The organism is Amycolatopsis sp. NPDC051371 (assembly GCF_040682155.1).
Classification (GTDB): domain Bacteria; phylum Actinomycetota; class Actinomycetes; order Mycobacteriales; family Pseudonocardiaceae; genus Amycolatopsis.
Genome location: NZ_JBFBAG010000010.1, coordinates 137,010 through 159,722 on the forward strand (window position 1 = coordinate 137,010; position 22,713 = coordinate 159,722).

Sequence of the window (22,713 nt, forward strand, 5' to 3'; positions counted from 1 at the left end):
ATGATCACGAAACTCCTGGTCGCCAACCGCGGGGAGATCGCCGCGCGGGTCATGCGCACCGCGCACGACCTCGGCATCGCGACCGTCGCCGTGTACTCCGACCCGGACGCCGGCGCGCCCTTCACCCGGCTCGCCGACGAAGCCGTCCGGCTGCCCGGCGCCGCACCGTCCGAGACGTACCTGCGCGGCGACCTCGTCATCGCCGCGGCCCGGGCCACCGGCGCCGACGCGGTCCACCCCGGGTACGGGTTCCTGTCGGAGAACGCCGGGTTCGCCCGCGACTGCGCCGCGGCCGGGCTGACGTTCGTCGGGCCGTCCCCGGCGGCCATCGCCTCGATGGGCTCGAAGATCGAAGCCAAGGCGCTGATGGACGAAGCCGGGGTCCCGGTGCTGCCGGGAGCGACCGTCACCGACGACACCGACCTCGCCGCAGTGGCCGCGTCCATCGGCTTCCCGGTGCTGGTCAAGGCCGCTTTCGGCGGCGGCGGCCGGGGCATGCGCGTGGTCCACGACTCCGCCGGGCTCGAGGAGGCCGTCACGGGTGCCCGCCGTGAAGCCGCGTCGGCGTTCGGCGACGGAACGGTGTTCCTCGAACGGTTCGTCGTCGACCCGCGGCACGTCGAGGTCCAGATCCTCGGTGACTCCCGTGGCGAGGTGGTGCACCTCTTCGAGCGGGAGTGCTCGATCCAGCGGCGCTACCAGAAGATCGTCGAAGAGAGCCCGTCTCCGGCGGTCGACGGTGCCCTGCGCGCCGAACTCGGTGCCGCTGCTGTCGCCGCCGGGAAGGCCATCGGCTACACCGGCGCCGGCACCGTCGAGTTCGTCCTGGACCGCGACAACCGGTTCTTCTTCCTGGAGGTCAACACGCGCCTGCAGGTGGAGCACCCGGTGACCGAGCTGGTCACCGGCCTGGACCTGGTCGAACTGCAGCTGCGGGTCGCGGAGGGGGAGCCGCTGCCGCCCGAGGTCGCCGGCGCCCGGATCGACGGGCACGCGATCGAGGTCCGGCTCTACGCCGAGGACGTCCCGGCCGGTTTCCTGCCCGCCACCGGGACGCTGCACCGGTTCCGCGTCCCCGAACTGCGTGGCGTCCGCGTCGACTCCGGCGTCGTCGACGGCTCGGTGGTCGGCCCGCACTACGACCCGATGCTCGCCAAGGTCATCGCCCACGGCCGCACCCGCCGCGATGCGGCGCGCACCCTGGCCCGCGCGTTGCGGCACGCCGAGCTGCACGGCGTCACGACGAACCGCGACCTCCTCGTCGGCATCCTGGGCGAGGCCGAGTTCCTGGCCGGCCGCACCGACACGGGATACCTGACCCGGCACGACCCCGTCGCGCTGGGCGCTTCCGAAGGGGGTGGCGCCCGGCAGGCCGCCGCTGCGGCGCTGGCCCGGCAGGCCCGCCACCGCCGGGACGCCCGGGTCGTGCCCGAGATGCCGTCGGGCTGGCGCAACGTCGGCGGGGTGCCCCAGCGGGTCGGCTACCTCAGTGGCGGCGAGACCCTGGACGTCGCCTATTCGGTCCGCCGGTCCGGTCTCCGGCTCACCGTCAACGGCACCCCGCTCGGCGGCTCGGTCCGGCTGGTCTCCGCGGCACCCGAGCTCGTGGAGCTGGAGATCGACGGCGTCCACCGTGCCTACCGGGTGCACACCCGGGCCGGTAGCTCCTATGTGGACGGTCCGGACGGGTCGGCGGCGCTGACCGAAGTCCCGCGTTTCGCGGATCCTGACGCCGCCGCGGCCGCTGGGTCACTGCTGGCCGCGATGCCCGGCGCGGTGGTTCGGGTCCTCGTCGACGCCGGGGACAGCGTCGTGGCCGGGCAGGCGCTCGTGGTCCTGGAGGCGATGAAGATGGAGCACACCGTCCTCGCTCCGATCGATGGGTCGGTCGCCGAACTGCGGGTGCGCGAGGGCGACCAGGTCGACGCCGGGCACGTCCTGGCGGTGGTGTCGTGAGCGTTTCCTACGCGGTGGGCAACGGCGTCGCCTGGCTGACGATCGACCGCCCCGAAGCGCGCAACGCACTGTCCGAAGAGGTCCGAGACGGCTTGTGGGCGGGTACCCGGCGGTTCGTCGCCGACGACTCGGCCGCGGTGCTCGTGCTGACCGGGGCCGGGGACAAGGCGTTCTGCGCCGGCGGTGACCTCAAGGAGATGGCCGAGACGGCCCTCGAAGTCCCGCCGCCGGACTTCCTGCCGCAGTTCGGCCGGAACATCGACGTGCCCAAACCCACGATCGCCGCCGTCAACGGGGTCGCGTACGCCGGCGGGTTCCTGCTGGCACAGCAGTGCGACCTCGTCGTCGCGGCCGAGCACGCCCGGTTCGCGGTGAGCGAGGTGAAGGTGGGCCGGGGCGCGCCTTGGGCGGCGCCGCTGTCCTGGCTGGTGCCGCCGCGGATCGCCCTGGAGATCCTGCTCACCGGCGACCCGCTGGACGCGCACCGGGCCCGCGAGGTCGGGCTGGTCAACGACGTCGTGCCCCTGGCCGAGCTGCGGTCCCGCACCCAGGCGCTGGCCGAGCGGATCGCGGCCAACGCGCCGCTTTCGGTGCGCGCGGCCAAGGAGACCGCCTACCTGTCCCGCGCCGATGCCTACGAGCGGGCCGAGGAGATCTGGGCGCCGGTGTACCGCTCGCGCGACGCGCAGGAAGGCCCGGCGGCCTTCCGCGAGAAGCGCACGCCCGTGTGGGAAGGACGCTGACATGGCCGTCTCCCCGGACGCGCTCCTCGACGACCTGCTCGCCGAGGCCGCCGACATCGAAGCGATGATCGGCCCGCTGGACGACACCGGGATCGCCCGGCCCACGCCCGCCGCCGGGTGGACGATCCGCGACCAGGTCACGCATCTCGCCTTCTTCGACGAAGCCGCGACGCGGGCCGCGGTCGACCCCGACGGCTTCCGGCAGGCGGCCGCGGCGCTGGTGGCCGGCGGCATGGACTTCCCCGACCGCGTCGCCGCGCAGCACGCGGGACTGGGCGCGGACGAAGTCCGGGCGTGGTTCGCGCGGGCCCGCACCGCGTTCGTCACGGCGTTCCGCGGGCGCGACCCGCGCGCCCGGCTGCCCTGGTACGGGCCCGACATGAGCGTGGCTTCCTCGGTCACCGCGCGGATCATGGAGACCTGGGCGCACGGCCAGGACATCGCCGACACCCTCGGGGTGACGCGTCCGGCCACGGACCGGTTGCGGCACATCGCCCACCTCGGCGTCTCGACGACCGCGTTCAGCTTCCGGCTCAACGGCCGCGAAGCGCCGGTCGCCCCGATCCGCGTGGAGCTGCGCGCACCCTCCGGTCCACTGTGGACCTGGGGTCCCGCCGACGCCACCGACCGCGTCGAAGGCGCCGCGCTCGACTTCTGCCTGACGGTGACCCAGCGCCGTCACGTCGACGACACCGGGTTGGTCGTGACCGGACCGGTGGCCCACGAGTGGATCGGCCTCGCGCAGGCCTTCGCCGGAGCACCCGGACCCGGCCGCGAACGGACGCGCGCGTGAGCCGCCCGGTCCGGATCGCGAACTGCTCCGGTTTCTACGGCGACCGCCTCGCCGCGGCGCGGGAGGTGGTCGAGGGCGGCCCGATCGACGTCCTCACCGGCGACTACCTCGCCGAGCTGACCATGCTGATCCTGTGGAAGGCGCGCCGGAAGGATCCGGCGGCCGGCTACGCGAAGACGTTCCTCACCCAGCTCGAACAGGTGCTGGGCACGTGCCTGGACCGCGGCATCCGGATCGTGTCCAACGCCGGGGGCCTGAACCCGCCGGGGCTGGCCGCCGAGATCACCGCGCTCGCCGAGCGGCTGGGCCTGCACCCGAAGATCGCCCACGTCGATGGCGACGACCTCGTCGACCGGCTCGGCGAGCTGCCGGAACTGGTCCACCTCGACACCGGCCGCAAGCTCGCCGACGCCGGCGTGGAACCGTTGACCGCCAACGCCTACCTCGGCGGCTGGGGCATCGCCGCGGCGCTGGAGGCCGGCGCCGACGTCGTCGTGACGGGTCGCGTCACCGACGCGTCCCTGGTGGCCGGTCCTGCCGCTTGGTGGCACGGCTGGGCGCCCACGGACTTCGACGCGGTCGCGGGGGCGATGGCCGCGGGGCACGTGATCGAGTGCGGCCCGCAGGCCACCGGCGGCAACTACGCGTTCTTCGAAGAGGTCACCGACCGCCGCTACCCGGGCTTCCCGATCGCCGAGGTCGAGGCCGACGGCTCGAGCGTGATCACCAAGCACGACGGCACCGGCGGTCTGGTCTCGGCTGGCACGGTTACCGCGCAGCTGCTGTACGAGATCGCCGAACCGCCCTACGCCGGGCCGGACGCGGTGGCGCACTTCGACACCGTGCGACTCGACCAGGTCGGACCCGACCGCGTGCGGATCAGCGGCACCCGCGGCAGCCCACCCGGCGACCGGCTGAAGGTGGCCCTCAACCACGACGGCGGCTACCGGAACACGATGACCCTGGTGCTCACCGGCACCCGGATCGAGGAAAAGGCCGCGTGGGCCGAGCAGCAGCTGTTCGAGCTGCTGGGCGGCAAGGAGCAGTTCGCCGAGGTCGACGTGACCCTGCTGCGGTTCGACCACCCGGACGCGCCCGTGAACGCCGAAGCCACCGCCCACCTGCGCGTCACGGTCAAGGACCCGGACCGGGCCAAGGTGGGCCGGCGCTTCTCGAACACGACGATGGAGCTGGCGCTCGGCGGCTACCCGGGTTTCCACACGACGACTCCGCCGTCCGCGGAGAGCGGCTTCGGCGTCTACTGGCCCACGCTCGTCCCGGCGGCCGAGGTCCAGCACCGCGTCACCCTGCCCGACGGCACCCGGCGCGTCATCCCGCATCCGCCGACCGGGCCGTGGACGACCGCGCGGCCCGCCCCGGTCGAACCCCGGGTGTTCGACGGGCCGACCCGTCGGGTGCAGTTGGGCGAGGTGGCCGGTGCCCGCTCGGGCGACAAGGGCGGCAACGCCAACATCGGTCTCTGGACCCGGACCGACGCGGAGTACGACTGGCTGCGTCACTTCCTCGACGAAGCTCGGTTCCGGTCCCTGCTGCCCGAAGCGGCCGCTCTCGAGGTCCGGCGCTTCGAACTGCCGAACCTGCGTGCGGTCAACTTCGTGGTGGTCGGGCTCCTCGGAGAAGGCGTGGCCGCGTCGGTCCGTCCGGATCCGCAGGCCAAGGGCCTCGGCGAATACCTGCGCAGCCGCGCCGTCGACGTGCCGGAGACCCTTCTCCTCCGATGAACCGCTAGGTGTGGTCCGGCACGATGCCGAACGCGCGGATCTTGCGGTAGATCGTCGCTCGCGACATGCCGAGGTCGGCCGCCGCGCGCTCCTTGTTGCCGCGGTTGGCCCCCAGGCTGCGCACGATGGCGTCGCGCTCGATCGCCTCGAGCTTGGTCAGCTGACGGCGGGTGAAGGTCCGGCATTCCGCGGGCAGGTCCGAGACCTCGATCGTCCCGCTCCGGCGCCGGCGGGCGGCGTCGGCGAGGACCTGGTCGAGCCGGCGGACGTTGCCGGTCCACGGCAGCCGCATGAGCTGGCGCAGGCAGGCGTCCGACAGTGTCAGCGGCCGGTTGGTCGCGTGGCGCGCGAGCAGGTGGGGGACCAGGCGCTGCAGGTCGTCGAGCCGGTGACGCAGCGGCGGCACCTCGACGGTGTGCGCGAAGAAGGGCATCAAGCAGCCTTGGACGTCCGAGCTGGTCGGCTCGTCGCCGAGCGTGATGACGACCCAGGCCGGCGCGTGGTCCGGGGGAGCGCCCTGCCAGGTGGTCAGCAGGCCGGTCAGCCGCTGCAAGCCGTCGCCGGTGAGGGCCTCGGCGTGCCGGATGATCACGACCGGCGGCTCGCCGCGGGACACGTCGTCGGCCAGGTCTTCGGTCCACTCTTCGTAGTCGTCGGCGACGGCCGCGCAGTCGACCTGCACCGGGCGGCGGTCGTTCCGGATCGCCACGGCCTGCGCCATGGCCGCCTTGCCGACGCCGCCCTCGCCGCTCAGTGCCAGCCAGTTCCGCTCGGCGAAGCTGGTGTTCGCGATGGCGCACGCCTGCCGCCACTGCGAGTTGGCGCCGACGACGCCGGGAAGCTGCACGTCGCTGTGCCTCGCCCGCCGACGGGTGTGGGCCTGGTTCTTCACCCGGAACACCCCGCCTGCGAGCGCTGATCCGCTGTAGACGGGCCGGTATTCCAATCGGGCCACCACGCCAGACGGGAGATCGGCGACGACGGTCACCGGCTTCGTCGAACCGACCAGGTCGGCCGTGTGGGTGATCAGGGCGGCGCGGTCTGTCACGTCGTAGAGCTCTTCGGCATGGCTGTTGACCATGACGACGTCCTGGTTGACGGCCAAGATCGCGCCGGAGCCGCGTTGGCAGGACGCGAGGTACTCGCGGAAGAGGCTCAGTTCGCGAGCGCCGGTGCTCGCGAGCATCGCCTCTTCGATGCGCTTCGCCGTCGTCCTCGCCAGCGTGAGGAGCAAGGGACCGGAGGTGTCGGCCCAGGACGTCAGATCAAGTACACCGGCCAGGTGACCCCTGATCGGGTGAATGATCGGCGCGCCGGCGCATTCGAACTCCGTGAGACTGCTGTTGAAGTGCTCGAAACCTGAAACGAGTACGGATTTTTGGCACTCCAGTGCCGTGCCGATCCCGTTGGTGCCGACCGACTCCTCGGCGTAGCTGTATCCGGGGGCGAGCGAGATCTCGTCCAGCCCGGTGGTGAGGGCCCGATCCGTGGTCACCCGGCTGACCACGAGCCCGTTCGCGTCCGTCAGCAGGATCGCCACCGGGTGGTTGGCCATTTCCTCCGACAGGTTCGCCAGCACGGGTGTCGCGCTGTGGGCAAGGAGGCTTTCCTCGTCGCGGTCGGTGACGAAGACCGGGTCGGACGCTTCGGCGTCGACCCGGTGCTCGAGCGCGCGGCGCCAGGACGCGCTGATGACGTCCCGGACCCCGTGCACCTCGGGCAGAGGAGTGGAGGACAGGAACTTCTCCCGCAGGTCGCGCATGAGCTGCGCGCCCAACCGGTCTCCGTGCGTCGTCACCAGCGTCTCCTTTGACGGTCGGTGTCCCGGACAGTGTGGTGGCTCTGCCCGTGCACCACATCGTCGCCCAGACCCGCGCCTCGCTTCATCTCACATTGAGACAGAACCCCGGTGCGATCCGCAACACACTCCTCCCGTCAGACGTACCGGCCGGGCTGAGAGACCCCGGTTTCGAGGAGGCCGATTTTGAGCAGGCAGAGTCTCACCAAGGCGCACAACAAGATCACGGAACTGTCATGGGAACCGACGTTCGCCACTCCGGCGACCCGGTTCGGAACGGACTACACGTTCGAGAAAGCGCCCAAAAAGGACCCGCTGAAGCAGATCATGCGCTCCTACTTCCCGATGGAGGAGGAGAAGGACAACCGGGTCTTCGGGGCCATGGACGGCGCGATCCGCGGCAACATGTTCCGGCAGGTGCAGCAGCGCTGGCTCGAGTGGCAGAAGCTGTTCCTCTCGATCATCCCGTTCCCGGAGATCTCCGCCGCCCGCGCGATGCCGATGGCCATCGACGCGGTGCCGAACCCGGAGATCCACAACGGACTCGCGGTGCAGATGATCGACGAGGTCCGCCACTCGACGATCCAGATGAACCTCAAAAAGCTGTACATGAACAACTACATCGACCCGGCCGGCTTCGACATCACGGAGAAGGCGTTCGCGAACAACTACGCCGGCACCATCGGCCGTCAGTTCGGCGAGGGGTTCATCACCGGTGACGCGATCACCGCGGCGAACATCTACCTGACGGTGGTCGCCGAAACCGCGTTCACCAACACGCTCTTCGTGGCGATGCCGGACGAGGCCGCGGCCAACGGCGACTACCTGCTGCCGACGGTGTTCCACTCGGTGCAGTCCGACGAGTCCCGCCACATCAGCAACGGCTACTCGATCCTGCTGATGGCCCTGGCCGACGAGCGCAACCGCCCGCTGCTCGAGCGCGACCTGCGCTACGCCTGGTGGAACAACCACTGCGTGGTGGACGCCGCGATCGGCACGTTCATCGAGTACGGCACCAAGGACCGCCGCAAGGACCGCGAGTCCTACGCGGAGATGTGGCGGCGCTGGATCTACGACGACTACTACCGCAGCTACCTGCTGCCGCTGGAGAAGTACGGGCTCGTCATCCCGCACGACCTCGTCGAGGAGGCGTGGAACCGCATCACCAACAAGTTCTACGTCCACCGTGTCGCGCAGTTCTTCGCGACCGGCTGGCCGGTGAACTACTGGCGGATCGACGGCATGACCGACACCGACTTCGAGTGGTTCGAGGACAAGTACCCGGGCTGGTACAACCAGTTCGGCAAGTGGTGGGAGGCCTACAACCGGCTGAGCCGCCCGGGCCGGAACAAGCCGATCGCGTTCGAGGACGTCGGCTACGAGTACCCGCACCGCTGCTGGACGTGCATGGTGCCCTGCCTCGTCCGCGAGGACCTGGTGGTGGACAAGGTCGACGACCAGTGGCGGACCTACTGCTCGGAGACCTGCGCCTGGACCGACAAGGTCGCGTTCCGGCCGGAGTACGAGGGCCGGGCGACGCCGAACATGGGCCGGCTCACCGGGCAGCGCGAGTGGGAAACGCTGCACCACGACCGGGATCTCGCCGACATCGTCAAGGACCTCGGCTACGTCCGCGACGACGGCAGGACGCTGATCCCGCAGCCGCACCTGGACCTCGACGACCCGAAGAAGCTGTGGACGCTCGACGACCTGCGCGGCATCCAGTTCGCCAGCCCGAACGTCACCCTCAACCAGATGTCCGACAAGGAACGTGAGCAGTGGGCCGCGGCGTACCGCGCCAACCCCAACGTCACGGTCGCCTGACGGCCTGAGGACCCGCGGACGACGGCGGTGACCGCCGCCGTCGTCCGTTCCCGAGAATCGAGACTCCCCATGGCCGACAAGCACCGCATCTCCTTCGAACCGGTCGACATCGAAATGGAAGTCGGCGAAGACGAGAAGATCCTCGACGCCGCTTTCCGCCAGGGCATCCACCTCATGCACGGCTGCCGTGAGGGCCAGTGCTCGGCGTGCAAGTCCTACGTCCTCGACGGCGAAATCCAGATGGAGCGCTACTCGACGTTCGCCTGCAACGACGCCGAGGTCGCGGAAGGTTACGTGCTGCTCTGCCGGGCGCACGCCTTCAGCGACTGCACCATCGAGCTGCTGAACTTCGACGAGGAGGAACTGCTCAACTCGGCGCCCCTGCAGGAAGTCCGGACCGAGGTCCTCGAGATCGTCGAGCACACGCACGACATCGTCGGCCTCAAGCTCAAGCTGGTCGAACCCGCGGCGCTGGAGTTCAAGCCGGGGCAGTACGCCGAGCTCACCATTCCGGGCACGGAGGAAAACCGGTCGTTCTCCATGGCGACGACGCCGTCCACGGCCGGCCACGTCGAGTTCCTCATCAAGAAGTACCCGGGCGGGAAGTTCTCGTCGCTGCTCGAAACCGGCATCGAGGTCGGCCACCCGATCGCCCTGCGCGGCCCCTACGGCAACTTCACCCTCAAAAAGGGCCACGTGCTGCCGCTGGTCCTGATGGCCGGGGGTGCCGGGATGGCCCCCGTGCTCGGTCTGCTCCGGCACCTGAGCGAAACCGGCGACACCCGCCGGGTCCGCTTCTACTACGGGGCACGCACCACCGCCGACCTGTTCTACCTCGAGGAAATCCGCGCTCTCGGGCAGCGGCTGCCCGACTTCGGGTTCGTCGTCGCCCTGTCCGGATCCGCCGACGGCAGCGACTCGCTCGACGTGACGACGGCCCAGGGCATGGTCACCGACGTCGTCGAAGCCCGGGAGCCCGAACTGCACCGCAGCGAGGTCTACCTGTGCGGGCCGCCGCCGATGGTCGACGCCGCGCTCGACCTGGCCGCACGCCAGGGAGTTCCCGACGACCAGGTGTTCTACGACAAGTTCACGACCTCGGTCCAAGACGATGAGTGAGAGGACACAGCAGATGGCAACACCCGCGCCGAAGGTGCGCAGCTTCCCGAAGGTGGAGTTCACCGACTCCGAAGCCGGCGCTCTGGAGTTCCCCAGTTCCAAGAGCCGGGCGTACTCGTACTTCAAGCCGGCCAAGCTGCGGGCGACGGTGTACGAGGACGTGACCGTCGACGTGCAGCCCGACCCCGAGCGGCACCTGTCCCAGGGCTGGATCTACGGCTTCGGCGACGGGCCCGGCGGCTACCCGCAGGAGTGGACGCAGGCGAAGTCCTCGAACTGGCACGCTTTCCTCGACCCGAACGAGGAGTGGGAGCAGACCATCTTCCGGAACAACTCCGCGGTGGTCCGGCAGGTGGCTCTCGGGCTGGAGAACGCCAAGCGCGCCAACGCCTACGGCGGGTGGAACCCCGCCTGGCAGAAGTTCATCGCGCGCAACCTGGGTGCCTGGATGCACGCCGAGAACGGGATGGCGCTGCACGTGTTCACGTCGATCCAGCGCTCGGGACCGACGAACATGATCAACACCGCGGTCGCCGTGAACGCCGCGCACAAGATGCGGTTCGCCCAGGACCTCGCGCTGTTCAACCTCGACCTGGCCGAGTCCCTCGACACCTTCGACGGCTCCGTCCACAAGGAGGTCTGGCAGTCGGCCCCCGAGTGGCAGCCCATCCGGCGCGTCGTCGAAGAGCTGACCGCCGTCGGCGACTGGGCGGAACTGCTGTTCGCCACCAACGTCGTCTTCGAGCAGCTCGTCGGCCAGCTCTTCCGGTCCGAGCTCGTGATGCAGATCTCCGCCAAGAACGGCGACTACATCACGCCGACCATCGTCGGCACCGGCGAGTACGACTACAGCCGCGACCTCGCCTACACCCGGTCGCTGTTCCGGCTGCTCACCCGCGACGAGCAGTGCGGCGCCGGCAACAAGGAAACGTTCGGCCAGTGGCTCTCGACCTGGGTGCCGCGGTGCCTGGACGCGGTGCACGCGCTGCAGCCGATCTGGTCGCAGCCGGCCGAGAAGACGCGGACCTTCGCCGACTCGCTCGCCGCGACCAAGGAGAAGTTCGCCCAGTTGCTCGAGGAGATCGGGCTCGACGTTCCGAAGGAGCTGGACAAGTGAGCAGTCCCCTGCAGTTCGGTTCCCAGGCGGGGTCGTCGAACATGTGCGGCGTCACGCTGATGAACACGCCGATCGGGCGCGTCGTCGCGGACGTCATGGGCGCCAAGGACGGCGTCGACCTCGTCGAGTACCCGTCGATGATCCGGGTCGACGGCACGAAGCTGCTCGAGTTCGACTACGACGAGCTGACCGACGCACTCGGCCAGCCGTTCGACGGCTCGATCTTCGAGGAGATCAGCTCGACCCACTACGGGCGCATGGTGCACCTGGACGACCGCACCCTGCTGTTCGCGAACCCCGAGGACGCCGCCGAGTACATCGGCTTCGACCTCTCGGCCCACGGCTGACGCGAACCGCGTCCGACCGGTGGTGGCGGGGCACCCGGGGGAGCCCCGTCACCACGACCGACCCCCACCACACCCAGAGCGAAGGTCGAGGATCTCCGATGTACGAGAAGGATGGCGAGAAGTACTTCGTCGTCGACGGGCACGTCCACATCTGGGACGCCCGCGAGTCGAACCAGAAGAACATCCACGGCAAGCAGTTCATCGACTGCTTCTACGACTACCACAAGAACCTCAGCCCCGAAGAGGTCCTCTGGGACTACGACACCTACACCTACTACGGCGCCGAGCGCTTCATGAAGGACATCTTCCAGGAAGGCCACGTCGACCACGCGATCTTCCAGGCCACGCTGCTCAGCGAGTTCTACAAGACCGGGTTCGGGCAGACCGAGGAGGCGTTCGGGCTCACCCGGCAGCACCCGGACAAGCTGACCTACAACCACGCCTACGACCCGCGCAACGGCGAGGCCGGCCTCGACCAGCTGCGCCGCGACGCCGAGCGGATGAACCTCAAGGGCGTCAAGCTCTACACCGCGGAGTGGCACGGCGACTCGCGCGGGTACAAGCTCGACGACCCGTGGTCGCGCCGTTACCTCGAAGAGTGCCTCGCCCTCGGCATCAAGAACATCCACGTCCACAAGGGACCGACGATCCGCCCGCTCGACCGCGACGCCTTCGACGTCGCCGACGTCGACAAGGTCGCCACCGACTACCTCGACCTCAACTTCATCGTCGAGCACGTCGGCCTGCCGCGTCTGGAGGACTTCTGCTGGATCGCGACGCAGGAGTCCAATGTGTACGGCGGGCTCGCGGTCGCGATCCCGTTCATGCACACCCGGCCGCGGTACTTCGCCCAGATCATCGGCGAACTGCTGTACTGGCTCGGCGAGGACAAGATCCTCTTCGGCAGCGACTACGCCCTGTGGACGCCGAAGTGGCTCATCGAGCGGTTCGTGGACTTCCGGATCCCGGAGGACATGCCGGAGTACCCGGCGATCACCACCGCCCAGAAGAAGAAGATCCTCGGCCTGAACGCGGCCGCGCTCTACGACATCGAGGTGCCGCGGGAGCTTCGGCTGCCGACCGAGGCCGGTGACACCGGCGAAGAGGTCGCCGCCGGAGCGGTGGCGCGATGACCACGGCCGTGTCGGTGGAAGCCGAGGTCTTCGCGGCGCTCGCCACCGTGCTCGACCCCGAGCTGGACCAGCCGGTGACCGAGCTCGGCTTCGTGCGGTCGGTGGCCATCGACGACCAGGGCGTCGAGGTCCACCTGCGCCTGCCCACCTCGTTCTGCGCGCCGAACTTCGCCTACTTGATGGTCTCCGACGCCCACGACGCCCTGTCGACCGTGCCGGGGCTGGGCCGGATCCGCGTGCTCCTGGACGATCACCACGACTCGGACAAGATCAACCGTGGGATCGCCGCCGGAGCCGGCTACACCGGAACTTTCGGGGTCGAGGCGGAAGACAGCCTGGACGAGCTGCGCCGGACCTTCCGGCGCAAAGCCCACCTGGCCGCCGTCGAACGGTGCTGCCGCACCGTGCTCGCCGGTGGCGCCTGGACGCTCGAAGAGCTGCCGCTGCTGGAGCTGTTCGACCTGCCCGAGGGCTCGCTGAAGTCGGCACTGCTGCGCCGGCGTGAAGCGGTCGGTCTGCCCACCGGTGCGCACGCCCGCGTGCTGGTCGACCACGACGGCACCGCGGTCGCCAAGGCGGACAGCGCGTTGTGGCTGCGCCTGGCCGCGGCCACCCGGGTCTCCATCGAGGGCAACGCCCACTTCTGCCGGGGGCTGCTCGCCACCCGGTACGGCGACGCGGACGCCGCCCCGCTCATCACGAACACCAGGAGCCGTCCATGAAAGCCGTCCAAGTCACCGGCTACCACCGGAACCTCGAAGCCCGCGACGTCGAGGAACCCGAGATCACCGGCCCGCTGGACGTCTTGGTCCGGGTCGGTGCCGCCGGCGTCTGCCGGACCGACCTCCACATCCTCGAGGGCCAGTGGGCCGAGAAGAGCGGCGTCACGCTGCCGTACACGATCGGCCACGAGAACGCCGGCTGGGTGCACGCCGTCGGCGACGCGGTCTCGAACGTCGCGGTGGGCGACAAGGTCATCCTCCACCCGCTGATGACCTGCGGCCTGTGCCGTGCCTGCCGCCTCGGCGACGACGTGCACTGCGAGAACTCGAAGTTCCCGGGCATCGACACCGCCGGCGGGTACGCCGAGTACCTGCTCACGTCGGCACGGTCCTGCGTCAAGCTCGACGACAGCCTCGAGCCGGCCGACGTCGCCGCCCTCGCCGACGCCGGGCTGACCGCCCAGCACGCGGTGGCCAAAGCCGCCGCCGTGCTGCGCCCGGGCGACGTCTGCGTCATCATCGGCGCCGGCGGGCTCGGCCACATCGGCGTCCAGTGCATGAAGGCGATGAGCGCGGCGACCCTCGTCGTCGTCGACCGGAACCCCGCGGCGCTGAAGCTGGCCGAGCAGATCGGGGCCGACGTCACCGTCCTCGCCGACGGCTCGCACGTCGACGCGGTGCTCGACCTGACCGGTGGCCACGGCGCGGAGGCCGTCATCGACTTCGTCGGCGAGGGCGGATCGACCGCCGAAGGCGTGCAAATGCTGCGCCGTGCCGGAAACTACTACGTCGTCGGCTACGGCGAGAACATCGACATCCCGACCATCGACGTCATCTCGACCGAGATCAACTTCGTCGGCAACCTCGTCGGTTCCTACACCGACCTGCAGGACCTGATGATGCTCGCGGCCCAGGGCAAGGTGAAGCTGCACACCGCCCAGTACCGGCTCGAGCAGTTCCAGCAGGCCCTCGACGATCTGAGCGCGGGCAAAGTCCGCGGCCGGGCCATTCTCATCCCCTGAACCACTGCGTCTTCGGACGGAAAGGAAGTAGGCATCATGGCGAAGGAGCTGCGGTTCAGCGTCGATGCGCGGCGCCAGCTCGAGCTGGGGGTCAACGCCCTGGCCGATGCGGTGAAGGTGACACTCGGCCCCAAGGGCCGCAACGCGGTGCTGGAGAAGCTGACCGGCCCGCCGACCATCACCAACGACGGCGTGACCATCGCGAGGGAGGTCCAGCTCGAGGAGCCCTTCGCCAACATGGGCGCCCAGCTGGTCAAGGAAGTCGCGATGAAGACCAACGGCGCGGTCGGGGACGGCACCACGACCGCGACCGTCCTCGCCCAGGCGATGGTGCGGGAAGGGCTGGCCGCGCTGAGCGAAGGCGCGAACCCCATGCGGGTCCGCCGCGGCATCGAAGAGACGGTCGAGGCCGTCGTCGAGCGGCTGCGCAAGTCCGCGGTCGAGGTCGCCGGCGAAACCGAGCTCGAGCGGATCGCGACGCTGGCCGCCAGCGACGACGAACGCATCGGCCGGGTGATCGCCCAGGCGCTGTCCGCGGTCGGCCGCCAGGGCGTCGTCGAGGTCGAGGAGTCCGATTCCCCGGGGCTCGGCCTCGATGTGGTCGACGGGATCGAGTTCGACCACGGCTACACCTCGCCGTACATGGTCACCGACCGGGAACGGATGGAGGTGAGCTTCGACGAACCGGTCATCCTGCTCACCAACAAGAAGATCAGCCAGGTCCAGGAGCTGATGCCGACCGTGGAGGCGGCCCGGCGCGCCGACCGCCCGCTGGTGATCCTCGCCGAGAACGTCGACGGCCCGGCCCTGCAGATGATCGTCAGCGGCAACGTGCACGGCACGTTCGCCGCGGCCGTGGTGCGCGCGCCCGGCTTCGGCCACCGGCGGATCGCCGAGCTGGAGGACCTGGCCGCCGCGCTCGGCGGACGGGTCGTCAGCGAGGACTCCGGCGTGACGCTGGCCGAGGTCACCGAGCGGGACCTCGGCCGCTGCGAGCACATCACGATCACCGAGGACACCACGACGATCATCGGTGGCGCGGGTGCCGAGGCCACCGTGCGGGCCCGCATCGGACAGCTCGAGAAGCAGCTCGAGCGGGCGCGGATCGAGCACGACCAGGACAGCCTCAAGCTCCGGATCGCCCGGCTGTCCGGCAGCGTCGCCGTCGTGCACGTCGGCGCCGCGACGAGCGTGGAGCTCAAGGAACGGATGCTGCGCGTCGAGGACTCCCTGGCGGCGGCCAGGGCGGCGCTGGAAGAGGGCGTGGTCGCCGGCGGCGGCGCCGCGCTGGCGCAGGCGGCGACCAACGTCGAGCTTCCCGGCCTCGAAGGCGACGCGGCCCAGGGCCGTGAGATCGTGCGGCGCGCTTTGGGCGAGCCGTTGCACTGGATCGCCGAGAACGCCGGCTACGAGGGTGCCGCGGTGCTGGAGCGCGTTGCGGGCATGGACAACGGGCACGGCTTCGACGCGTTGACCGGCGAGTACTGCGACCTCTTCGCCGTGGGCGTCATCGACCCGCTGAAGGTGACCCGGTCGGCGCTGGAGAGCGCGGCGTCGATCGCCGCTCTGCTGATCACGACTGAGACCGCGGTTGTCGAGAAGGTCTTGGTCAACCCCGGCGCGATCATCGCTCCGGGCGTCGGCGACCTGGCCGAAGGCATGGTCCGGCCGTCGAACATCTACTAGCCGGAAGGATGGCGCGCCGGGTGCGCTCGTGATGCGCACCCGGCGCGCCGGCAGAGCGTCCGTGTACCCCCGGCGGATTCGATCCGCCGGGGGTACTCCGTGCGTGGCGGCGGCCTACCCGGCCGCGACGGCCCGCGGCTCGAGCCGGCCAGCCAGGGTCAACGCGTCGTCGAGCAGGCGCGCGGGGGTGCTGGAGTACTCGACGAGCCCGGCGGCCACGGCCGCCGTCACCGGGTATCCCGCGGATCGTGCCCGAGAGGGGCGGACAAGCCCGCCGGACATGACGCGGACGTCGGCGGCCTCGGCGAGTGCCCACCCCGCGCCGTCGGCGTCCCCGTTGACGGCGGCGACGACGGCTCGGGGGTGCGCGAGCAACCCAGTGCGAACTTCCGTCAGCCGCCTCACGGCAGCTGATCGAGCAAGTGTGTCTTCAGCGGGAAAATCCGGCGCGAACACGTCGCCGGTGCCGGTCAGCACGATCGAGCGATCCGGGCCGATGTAGGCGAGCGCCGCGCCCAGCCGATCCGGCAGTTCGTGATCCATGAGGCGCTGTGGCGTCGGCCGGAGGCGGATCACGACGATTCCGTGGAGGTACTGGAGGTCGAGCACGGTGTCCTCCTCGACACGGGGCGCGGCGGCCGGAGACGCGAGTACCGCAGCCTAAAGGCGAAACGTCTCCGGCTTCGTCTCACCTTGAGACCGCGCCTTGCCAGCTGGCCTGGGCCCCCGAGTCGCCGATGCGGTAGATGTCGTAGATCGCCGCACCGGCGGCCACGACCGCCAGGATCGCGATCACCACGGTCACCGTGGTCGAAGCCGGGGCGAGGAACGTACGGCCGCGAGGGGCGACCGCCGTCGAGCCGGTGTCGGCGGCCTGGGTTTTGAGGTGTTCGCGACGTCGCCACCACACCACGACGGCGAGGACGGCGACGGGAATGGCGACGTAGAGCGCAGTGTCGCCGAGTTCGGTGTGGGTGCGCACCAGCGGAGTCGAGGCGACGCGGCGTTCGAGCCATTCGCCGGCGTCGGTGGTGATCGGGACCAGGATCACGACGAGGACGGACAGGATGGCGTTCGGGCCGGCGAGTTTGCCGCGAGCGGCCGGCCAGAGCGCGCTCAGCACCAGCAACAGCGCGGCCAAGGGGAGCAGGACGACGATGGCGTGCACGAGCAGGACGTGGGCGGGCAGGCCGTTGACGGTGGTCATGGTGTCCTTTGTGGAGTGTGGTCGGGAAGGGCTTGCGGGCCGTGCAGGTGGAGGCTGACCTCGGTGCCGATGATCGGCTGAGTACAAAACTGGCGGTGCCGGTGGGTGGCGGTCACCGGTGGGCCGCGTCGATCGCCGACTGCAGGGACTGCTGGTAGCCCTCGGAGGTGTAGGTGGCGCCGCTGACGGTGTCGATCTGCGCGTTCTGGGCTTGCAGCGCCTCCTGGTTCAACTCGGGTACGGCGGAGGAGTTGATCCGGACGTCGCGCCCGCTCTCCTGCGGGTACTGGACGGCTTGGGCGTCGGTGATGCGGCCGCCGGCGACGGTGATCCGCACCTGGACCGGGCCGTAGCGGGTGTCGGCGGCGTCGCCGGTGAAGGTCCCGTCGCTCCCGGAGGTGGCGCCGGCCGCGGGCGGGCTCGTGGTGCGCGCCGGCTGCGTGGCGACGGGGGCCTGGTCGCTGCTGGTGCGGTAACTGAACAGCAGCACGACGATCGAAACGGTCGCCGCGGCGGCGATGGCGATCCTGCGCATCGGAGATCCTTTCCTACCAGGCGAACCGCTCGGCGTGGACGCGGTCGGCAGGGACCCCGGCGCGGCGTGCGCTGTCGAGCACGGCGCCGGTCCAGGCGTCGGGGCCGCAGACGTAGACGTCGTGCTCGGCGATGTCGGGGACCAGGTGGCGCAGTACCTGCTCGTCGGGCACGGGGGCGTAGCCGGCCGGCAGCCAGGACCGGCGGTCGCGGGCGCGGCGGCCGAGCAGGTAGTGGATCGTGAGGCCGCGGCCGGCGGCGAGTTCGTCGAGCTCGTGGCGGAACAGCAGGTCCGCCGGACGGCGGGCTCGGTGGAACAGCACGGCGTCGCCGGGCTGGTAGGGCAGTTCCCCCAGCAGCGCCCGCAGGGGCGTGATGCCGATGCCGGAGGCGAACATCGCCAATTTTGGTCCTTTTCGGACGGTGGAAGTGAGCTTGCCGTAGGGACCTTCGAACAGGGCGCGGGTCCCGGGCGGGAGGGTCGCGAGCCGGCGGCTGCCCGGGCCGAGGTCCTTCGCGGTGATCCGCAACCGGTGTCCGTCCGGCGCGGCCGAGAGCGAAAACGGCTTGCCACGCGTCCACCCCGGGCCGGACGCGAACCGCCAGACGAAGAACTGGCCCGCCGCCACGGGGAGCCGGTCGAGGTGCCGGCCGCGCAGGTACACCGACACGACGCCGGGGCCCTCGCGCACGACCTGCTCGACGACAAGCCGGTGCCGGGCGTTGAGCCACACCGGCACCCCGAGCCGGAACACCAGTACCGCGCCCGCGGCCGCGGCGTACGCAGTCCACCAGAAGACGGTCGCCACCGGCGAGGCGGTGAAGTCGGCGCCGGTCCACAGCTGGTGCGGCAGCGCGAGCCCGGCGCCGAGGTAGGCGTAGAGGTGCAGCAGGTGCCACGACTCGTACCGCAGGCGCCGCCGGGCCGCGCGCACCGACGTCACGGCCACCAGCACGAGCGCGACCGTCCCCGCGGTCGCCAGGAGCATGCCCGCGTAGGTGGTCACCAGCAGCCAGACCTCGGCGACGAGACCCGAGCGGTCGGTCGCGGCGTACCCGAGGCTGATCAGCACGATGTGCGCGGCCAGCAGCGTGAGCGAGGCGAATCCGGTGAGCCGGTGGCGCCGGGCCAGCTCATCCTGGCCGTAGCTGCGTTCGACCCAGGGGATCCGCGCCATCAGCAGCAGTTGCAGCAGGAGCAGGTCCGCGGACAGCAATCCGGTGAGCCGGCCGGTCGAGGTCAGGAAGTCGGTACCGAGGTCTTGCAGGCCGCGACCCGACACCCAGAGCGCGACCACGAACAGCACGCTCAGCCAGGCCGTCAGGCCTGCGGCGTCCCGCCACCACGCGCGGACCGGGCGCGCTCGCACGACGCGGTGCACTGCGAGAGTGGACATCGGGCGCTCCTGAAGGGTGATCGTCTCGATCCACCCTTCCGGAGACCGGTTAACCCTCGACGTGACCAGGGTGAGAACTCGGTAAGAGAAGATCGGCTCCGACGGTGAACCCGACCACGGCACCACCGCCGGGGCGTGGCTCGGCGAACACGGAACCGCCGTGGGCGAGGGCGATCTCCCGCACGATGGCCAGCCCGAGGCCGGAGCCGGGCAGGCCCCGGGCGGCGTCCGCTCGGTGGAACCGGTCGAACACCCGGGCCGCGTCGTCGTCGCCGATGCCGGGGCCGCGGTCGAGCACCTGGACCCGGCCGTCGCGTACGACGACTTCGACCGGTCCGGTGGCGTCGAACTTGACGGCGTTCTCCAGCAGGTTCGCCACGGCGCGCTCCAGCGCCTTCGCCTGCCCGGTGACCGCGGAGGCGTCGGTGTCGACGACGATCGTGCGTCCCGTCCGCCGGCGCACCCGGTCGGCGGCGCGCTCGACGACCTCGTCCAGGCCGATCGCCGAGGGCTCTTCGGCTTCGTAGCGGTGGGTGGCGAGTTCGACGAGTTCGTCGATCAGGTGGGTCAGCTCGCGGGTTTCGCCGTCGACGTCGTCGAGCAGGCGGGCGCGGGCATCGGGGGTGAGCTCGGCGAACCGGCGCAGGACGCTGGCGTTGGTGCGCAGGCTGGTCAGCGGGGTCCGCAGTTCGTGGGCGGCGTCCTGGACCAGGCGTTCCTGGTCGGCGCGGGCGTCGGCGAGCCGGCCGAGCATCCGGTCGAACGACGTCGCGAGCCGCCCGACCTCGTCGCGGCCCCCGGCCGGGACCGTGATGCCGGCGAGGCCGCCGTCGCTGACCTGCTCGGTCGCCTGCGTCAGCCGGACCAGCCGCCGGGTGATCTGCCGGGCCAGCAGCCAGCCGGCCAGGGCCGCGACGGCCAGGACCAGCGCGCTGACGCCGGTGATGCGGGTGGCCAGCTCGCCCAGCACGTGCCGTGACTCGTCCACGTCGATGCCGAGCTGGACGGCGCCGCGGCCGGGGCCGAGCGCCACGGTGATCACGCGGTAGTCGTCGCGGCCGGCGGTGAAGTCCCAGTAGCGGTGGTCGCCGAGGGAGCCGGTCGCGGCCAACGTCCGGTCGGCGTCGCCGACGTCGAGGTGCACCGGGCGGCCGCCGATCGGGCGGGTGGTCCCGTCGGGGGCGATCGACTGGGCGACCATCGGCTGGGCTTCGTCGTGGTCGTCGTCATCGGGGCCGCGGGTGACCGGGCTCGGCGCCAGGACCTGCGTCGCGCCGGCCGCGACCTCCGCCGACGTCGTGAGCAGGGAGCGGTCGAGCTCGGCGTCGATCCGCTGCGAGGCGGCCTGGTAGCTGAACACGCCGACGAGGATCGCCGCGGCCGCGCCGACGCCGGCGAACGCGATGGCGAGCTTGCTGCGCAGGTTCATGCCGGCCGCACCGAGTAGCCGATCCCGCGGACGGTGTGGATCAGCTCCGTCGCGCCGGCTTGCTCGAGCTTGCGCCGCAGGTATCCGATGTAGACGGCGAGGTTCTTGGAGTCCGCGCCGAATTCGTAGCCCCAGATGCGCTGGTAGATCGTGGTGCGGTCGAGCACGATCCCGGCGTTGCGCACGAGCAGTTCGAGCAGGTCGAACTCGGTCTTGGAGAGGGTGATGTCGGTGCCCTGCCACCACACCCGCCGGGCGGCCGGGTCGACCGCGAGCTCACCCAGCCGCAGCGTGCGCCGTGCGTCCGGCTCGGGTGAGGTGCGGCGCAGCAGGGCGCGCAGCCGGGCGAGGAGTTCGTCGAGCTCGAAGGGCTTGGGCAGGTAGTCGTCGGCCCCGGCGTCCAGGCCGGCCACCCGATCGGGGGTTTCGACGCGTGCGGTCAGCATGAGGATGGGCGTCTGGTCGCCTTCGGCGCGCAGCACGCGGCAGACGCCGAGGCCGTCGACGCCGGGCATCATCACGTCGAGAATCAGCACGTCGAAGTCGTCGCGCCGGGCGGTGGCCAGGGCGCTGACGCCGTCGGTGACCTCGGTGACGTGGTAGCCCTCGAGGTCGAGGGCCCGGACGAGGGACTCCCGGATCGCGCGGTCGTCGTCGGCGAGCAGGACGTGGTGCGGCATGGCCGCCATGATGCCCGCGTGCGGGCTTGCCGTCCTGCCGGGTTTTCGGGACGCCGGCGGAGGGTTGGCGCTCGGCAAAACTACGCACTCGTGGTGAGAGTGATCTAACCGGCGAGTGATCGTGGTCTTACGTGTGCGAAATGTTCCCGAGGTTGGCTGATCACCACGGTGACCACCACGACCGGGAGGCGACATGACGAGCATCTACGAACAGATCGGCGGCCAGGAGGCATTGGCGGTCGTGGTCGACGACTTCTACGAGCGCGTCCTGGCGGACGCGGAGCTGGCAGTCTTCTTCAAGGGAACGAACATGTCCCGGCTGAAAGGCATGCAGATCGAGTTCTTCACCGCGGCGCTCGGCGGGCCCGACGAGTACCGGGGCCGGTCGATGAAGGACGTGCACCGGGGGAGGGGGATCGCGCAGCACCACTTCGATCTGGTGGCGAAGTACTTGACGGACTCGCTGCTCGCCGCGGGGGTCCCGGAGGAGACGACGCAGACGATCATCGGGGCGATCGCGCCGCTGTCTTCGGACATCGTTTCCGCCGGGTAGGAGCGCCGCTCAACAACCATCGCGCCGGCGGCTATCAGCGTTGCGGCGTGACCGTGAGCGGCCCGAGCCAGGCGCAGGCCGCCCACGGTCACGCCGGCTTCAGAAGTCCAGATCACCGCCGGGGGATGGCGGGAGCGGCAGGGGTCTTCTCCGGCTTGTCCGCGACCACAGCCTCGGTGGTCAGGAACAGCGCGGAGCGGGTGACCTTGGTCGGGTCCGGCACGCCGGCGGCGAGCAGGTCCTCGTACACGCCGGTGGCGGCGTTCAGACCGTGGCCGATGGGCAGCCCCTTGACCTGGCGGGCAGGGAACTGGACCACGACGCGCCGGAACCCCGCCCGAGGCTGCGCGAGCGGAAGAAGCTGGCCACTCGCGAGGCCCTCAGCGTCGCCGCGCTGCGCCTGGCGCTGGAACGCGGCCCGGGCAACGTGCGGGTCGACGACATCGCCGACGCCGCGGGCGTGTCACCCCGGACCTACAACAACTACTTCTCCAGCCGGGAACAGGCGATCGTGGCCGCGATGACGGCGGAACGCGTGCTGCGGATCGCGGCCGCGCTGCGCGCCCGTCCCGCCACCGAACCGCTGGCCATCCGGGTCGCCCTGCAGCGCTGGGTGAGCCCGCCGGCCGAGAACGCGCTGGCGGACAAGGGGTTCCTGGTCGTCACGGACCGGCCCCTGCCCGAACTGTTGCGCGAAGCACTGGACTGGCTCGCCCCCGCCCGGCGGGCGACAGGCTCGCGGGGAGATCACCAGCCCTGACCGCCCGCCTCGACCGACCAGCCACCCCGCCAAGCGCCGCCGGTTCATCGGCCTGCGACGACATCGCAACATGCGCACAGCGCATGAGCGGACGAAGTCGACAAGTCGCTCTTGCGTGATCAGTGGAGTGCACCGTTCCAGGGAAACGGCG

Annotated in this window: 22 protein-coding genes; 14 read left to right on the forward strand and 8 right to left on the reverse strand. The window is 70.6% G+C overall.

Annotated elements, in window-relative coordinates:
* Genes AB0M59_RS15360 through AB0M59_RS15375 form a run of 4 tightly spaced genes read left to right on the forward strand, consistent with a single transcriptional unit; the run spans position 1 to position 5,234 of the window.
* A complete protein-coding gene (locus AB0M59_RS15360) occupies positions 1-1,956 on the forward strand; it encodes a biotin carboxylase N-terminal domain-containing protein (protein ID WP_364614600.1) in 1,956 nt (651 codons plus the stop codon).
* Entirely contained in the window at positions 1,953-2,699 is a 747-nt protein-coding gene (locus tag AB0M59_RS15365) for an enoyl-CoA hydratase-related protein (protein ID WP_364614602.1), read from the forward strand. The genes AB0M59_RS15360 and AB0M59_RS15365 overlap by 4 nt, the downstream gene beginning before the upstream one ends.
* Position 2,700: 1 nt before the next feature.
* Positions 2,701-3,492, forward strand: a complete 792-nt coding sequence (locus AB0M59_RS15370) for a TIGR03084 family metal-binding protein (RefSeq protein ID WP_364614604.1) — start codon at positions 2,701-2,703, stop codon at positions 3,490-3,492.
* On the forward strand, positions 3,489-5,234 hold the full coding sequence (locus AB0M59_RS15375; RefSeq protein ID WP_364614606.1) for an acyclic terpene utilization AtuA family protein: 1,746 nt from the start codon (positions 3,489-3,491) through the stop codon (positions 5,232-5,234). Before AB0M59_RS15370 ends, AB0M59_RS15375 begins: the two co-directional genes overlap by 4 nt.
* Before the next feature lie 4 nt (positions 5,235-5,238).
* Here AB0M59_RS15375 and AB0M59_RS15380 read toward each other — a convergent pair whose 3' ends face one another.
* Positions 5,239-7,032: a helix-turn-helix domain-containing protein gene (locus AB0M59_RS15380; protein WP_364614608.1), complete on the reverse strand. Its 1,794-nt coding sequence runs from the start codon at positions 7,030-7,032 to the stop codon at positions 5,239-5,241.
* 186 nt (positions 7,033-7,218) lie between these two features.
* Here AB0M59_RS15380 and AB0M59_RS15385 point away from each other — a divergent pair, with 186 nt between their 5' ends.
* The 8 genes from AB0M59_RS15385 (at position 7,219) to groL (ending at position 16,002) form a co-directional block, all read left to right on the forward strand.
* Positions 7,219-8,856, forward strand: a complete 1,638-nt coding sequence (locus tag AB0M59_RS15385; RefSeq protein WP_364614610.1) for a methane monooxygenase — start codon at positions 7,219-7,221, stop codon at positions 8,854-8,856.
* A 69-nt stretch (positions 8,857-8,925) separates the two neighbouring features.
* A complete protein-coding gene (locus AB0M59_RS15390) occupies positions 8,926-9,975 on the forward strand; it encodes an FAD-binding oxidoreductase (RefSeq protein WP_364614612.1) in 1,050 nt (349 codons plus the stop codon).
* Between the two features lie 13 nt (positions 9,976-9,988).
* On the forward strand, positions 9,989-11,092 hold the full coding sequence (locus AB0M59_RS15395; RefSeq protein ID WP_364614615.1) for an aromatic/alkene monooxygenase hydroxylase subunit beta: 1,104 nt from the start codon (positions 9,989-9,991) through the stop codon (positions 11,090-11,092).
* Complete coding sequence (gene mimD / locus AB0M59_RS15400; RefSeq protein WP_364614618.1) at positions 11,089-11,439, forward strand: propane 2-monooxygenase effector subunit MimD; 351 nt, start codon at positions 11,089-11,091, stop codon at positions 11,437-11,439. Before AB0M59_RS15395 ends, mimD begins: the two co-directional genes overlap by 4 nt.
* 98 nt (positions 11,440-11,537) lie before the next feature.
* On the forward strand, positions 11,538-12,572 hold the full coding sequence (locus AB0M59_RS15405) for an amidohydrolase family protein (protein ID WP_364614621.1): 1,035 nt from the start codon (positions 11,538-11,540) through the stop codon (positions 12,570-12,572).
* Positions 12,569-13,294 carry an iron-sulfur cluster assembly protein gene (locus AB0M59_RS15410; RefSeq protein ID WP_364614624.1) on the forward strand — a complete coding sequence of 242 codons (726 nt, stop codon included), beginning with the start codon at positions 12,569-12,571 and terminating at the stop codon, positions 13,292-13,294. The genes AB0M59_RS15405 and AB0M59_RS15410 overlap by 4 nt, the downstream gene beginning before the upstream one ends.
* Positions 13,291-14,316 (forward strand): NAD(P)-dependent alcohol dehydrogenase, encoded by a 1,026-nt coding sequence (locus AB0M59_RS15415; protein ID WP_364614627.1) that lies wholly within the window; start codon positions 13,291-13,293, stop codon positions 14,314-14,316. The genes AB0M59_RS15410 and AB0M59_RS15415 overlap by 4 nt, the downstream gene beginning before the upstream one ends.
* 36 nt (positions 14,317-14,352) lie before the next feature.
* A complete protein-coding gene (gene groL, locus AB0M59_RS15420; protein ID WP_364614630.1) occupies positions 14,353-16,002 on the forward strand; it encodes a chaperonin GroEL in 1,650 nt (549 codons plus the stop codon).
* Positions 16,003-16,116: 114 nt separating this feature from the next.
* Here groL and AB0M59_RS15425 read toward each other — a convergent pair whose 3' ends face one another.
* From AB0M59_RS15425 to AB0M59_RS15450, 6 genes are all read right to left on the reverse strand, one after another.
* The gene (locus AB0M59_RS15425; RefSeq protein ID WP_364614633.1) at positions 16,117-16,611 is read right to left on the reverse strand and encodes an enoyl-CoA hydratase-related protein; all 495 of its coding nucleotides are present in this window, start codon (positions 16,609-16,611) and stop codon (positions 16,117-16,119) included.
* Positions 16,612-16,690: 79 nt separating this feature from the next.
* Positions 16,691-17,209, reverse strand: coding sequence for a hypothetical protein (locus AB0M59_RS15430; RefSeq protein WP_364614635.1), 519 nt, complete (start codon positions 17,207-17,209; stop codon positions 16,691-16,693).
* A 112-nt stretch (positions 17,210-17,321) separates the two neighbouring features.
* Positions 17,322-17,744, reverse strand: a complete 423-nt coding sequence (locus tag AB0M59_RS15435) for an FMN-binding protein (RefSeq protein WP_364614638.1) — start codon at positions 17,742-17,744, stop codon at positions 17,322-17,324.
* Between the two features lie 13 nt (positions 17,745-17,757).
* On the reverse strand, positions 17,758-19,140 hold the full coding sequence (locus tag AB0M59_RS15440) for a ferredoxin reductase family protein (protein ID WP_364614641.1): 1,383 nt from the start codon (positions 19,138-19,140) through the stop codon (positions 17,758-17,760).
* 49 nt (positions 19,141-19,189) lie between these two features.
* A complete protein-coding gene (locus tag AB0M59_RS15445; RefSeq protein WP_364614644.1) occupies positions 19,190-20,569 on the reverse strand; it encodes a HAMP domain-containing sensor histidine kinase in 1,380 nt (459 codons plus the stop codon).
* Positions 20,566-21,258, reverse strand: a complete 693-nt coding sequence (locus tag AB0M59_RS15450) for a response regulator transcription factor (protein ID WP_364614647.1) — start codon at positions 21,256-21,258, stop codon at positions 20,566-20,568. Before AB0M59_RS15450 ends, AB0M59_RS15445 begins: the two co-directional genes overlap by 4 nt.
* Before the next feature lie 184 nt (positions 21,259-21,442).
* On the opposite strand from AB0M59_RS15450, the gene AB0M59_RS15455 reads away from it, so the two are divergent.
* Positions 21,443-21,802, forward strand: a complete 360-nt coding sequence (locus AB0M59_RS15455; RefSeq protein ID WP_364614650.1) for a group 1 truncated hemoglobin — start codon at positions 21,443-21,445, stop codon at positions 21,800-21,802.
* Positions 21,803-21,914: 112 nt separating this feature from the next.
* On the opposite strand, the gene AB0M59_RS15460 is transcribed toward AB0M59_RS15455, so the two are convergent.
* Positions 21,915-22,052, reverse strand: coding sequence for a hypothetical protein (locus AB0M59_RS15460; RefSeq protein WP_364614851.1), 138 nt, complete (start codon positions 22,050-22,052; stop codon positions 21,915-21,917).
* 21 nt (positions 22,053-22,073) lie between these two features.
* On the opposite strand from AB0M59_RS15460, the gene AB0M59_RS15465 reads away from it, so the two are divergent.
* Positions 22,074-22,562 carry a helix-turn-helix domain-containing protein gene (locus AB0M59_RS15465; RefSeq protein ID WP_364614653.1) on the forward strand — a complete coding sequence of 163 codons (489 nt, stop codon included), beginning with the start codon at positions 22,074-22,076 and terminating at the stop codon, positions 22,560-22,562.
* The last annotated feature ends 151 nt before the right edge of the window (positions 22,563-22,713 follow it).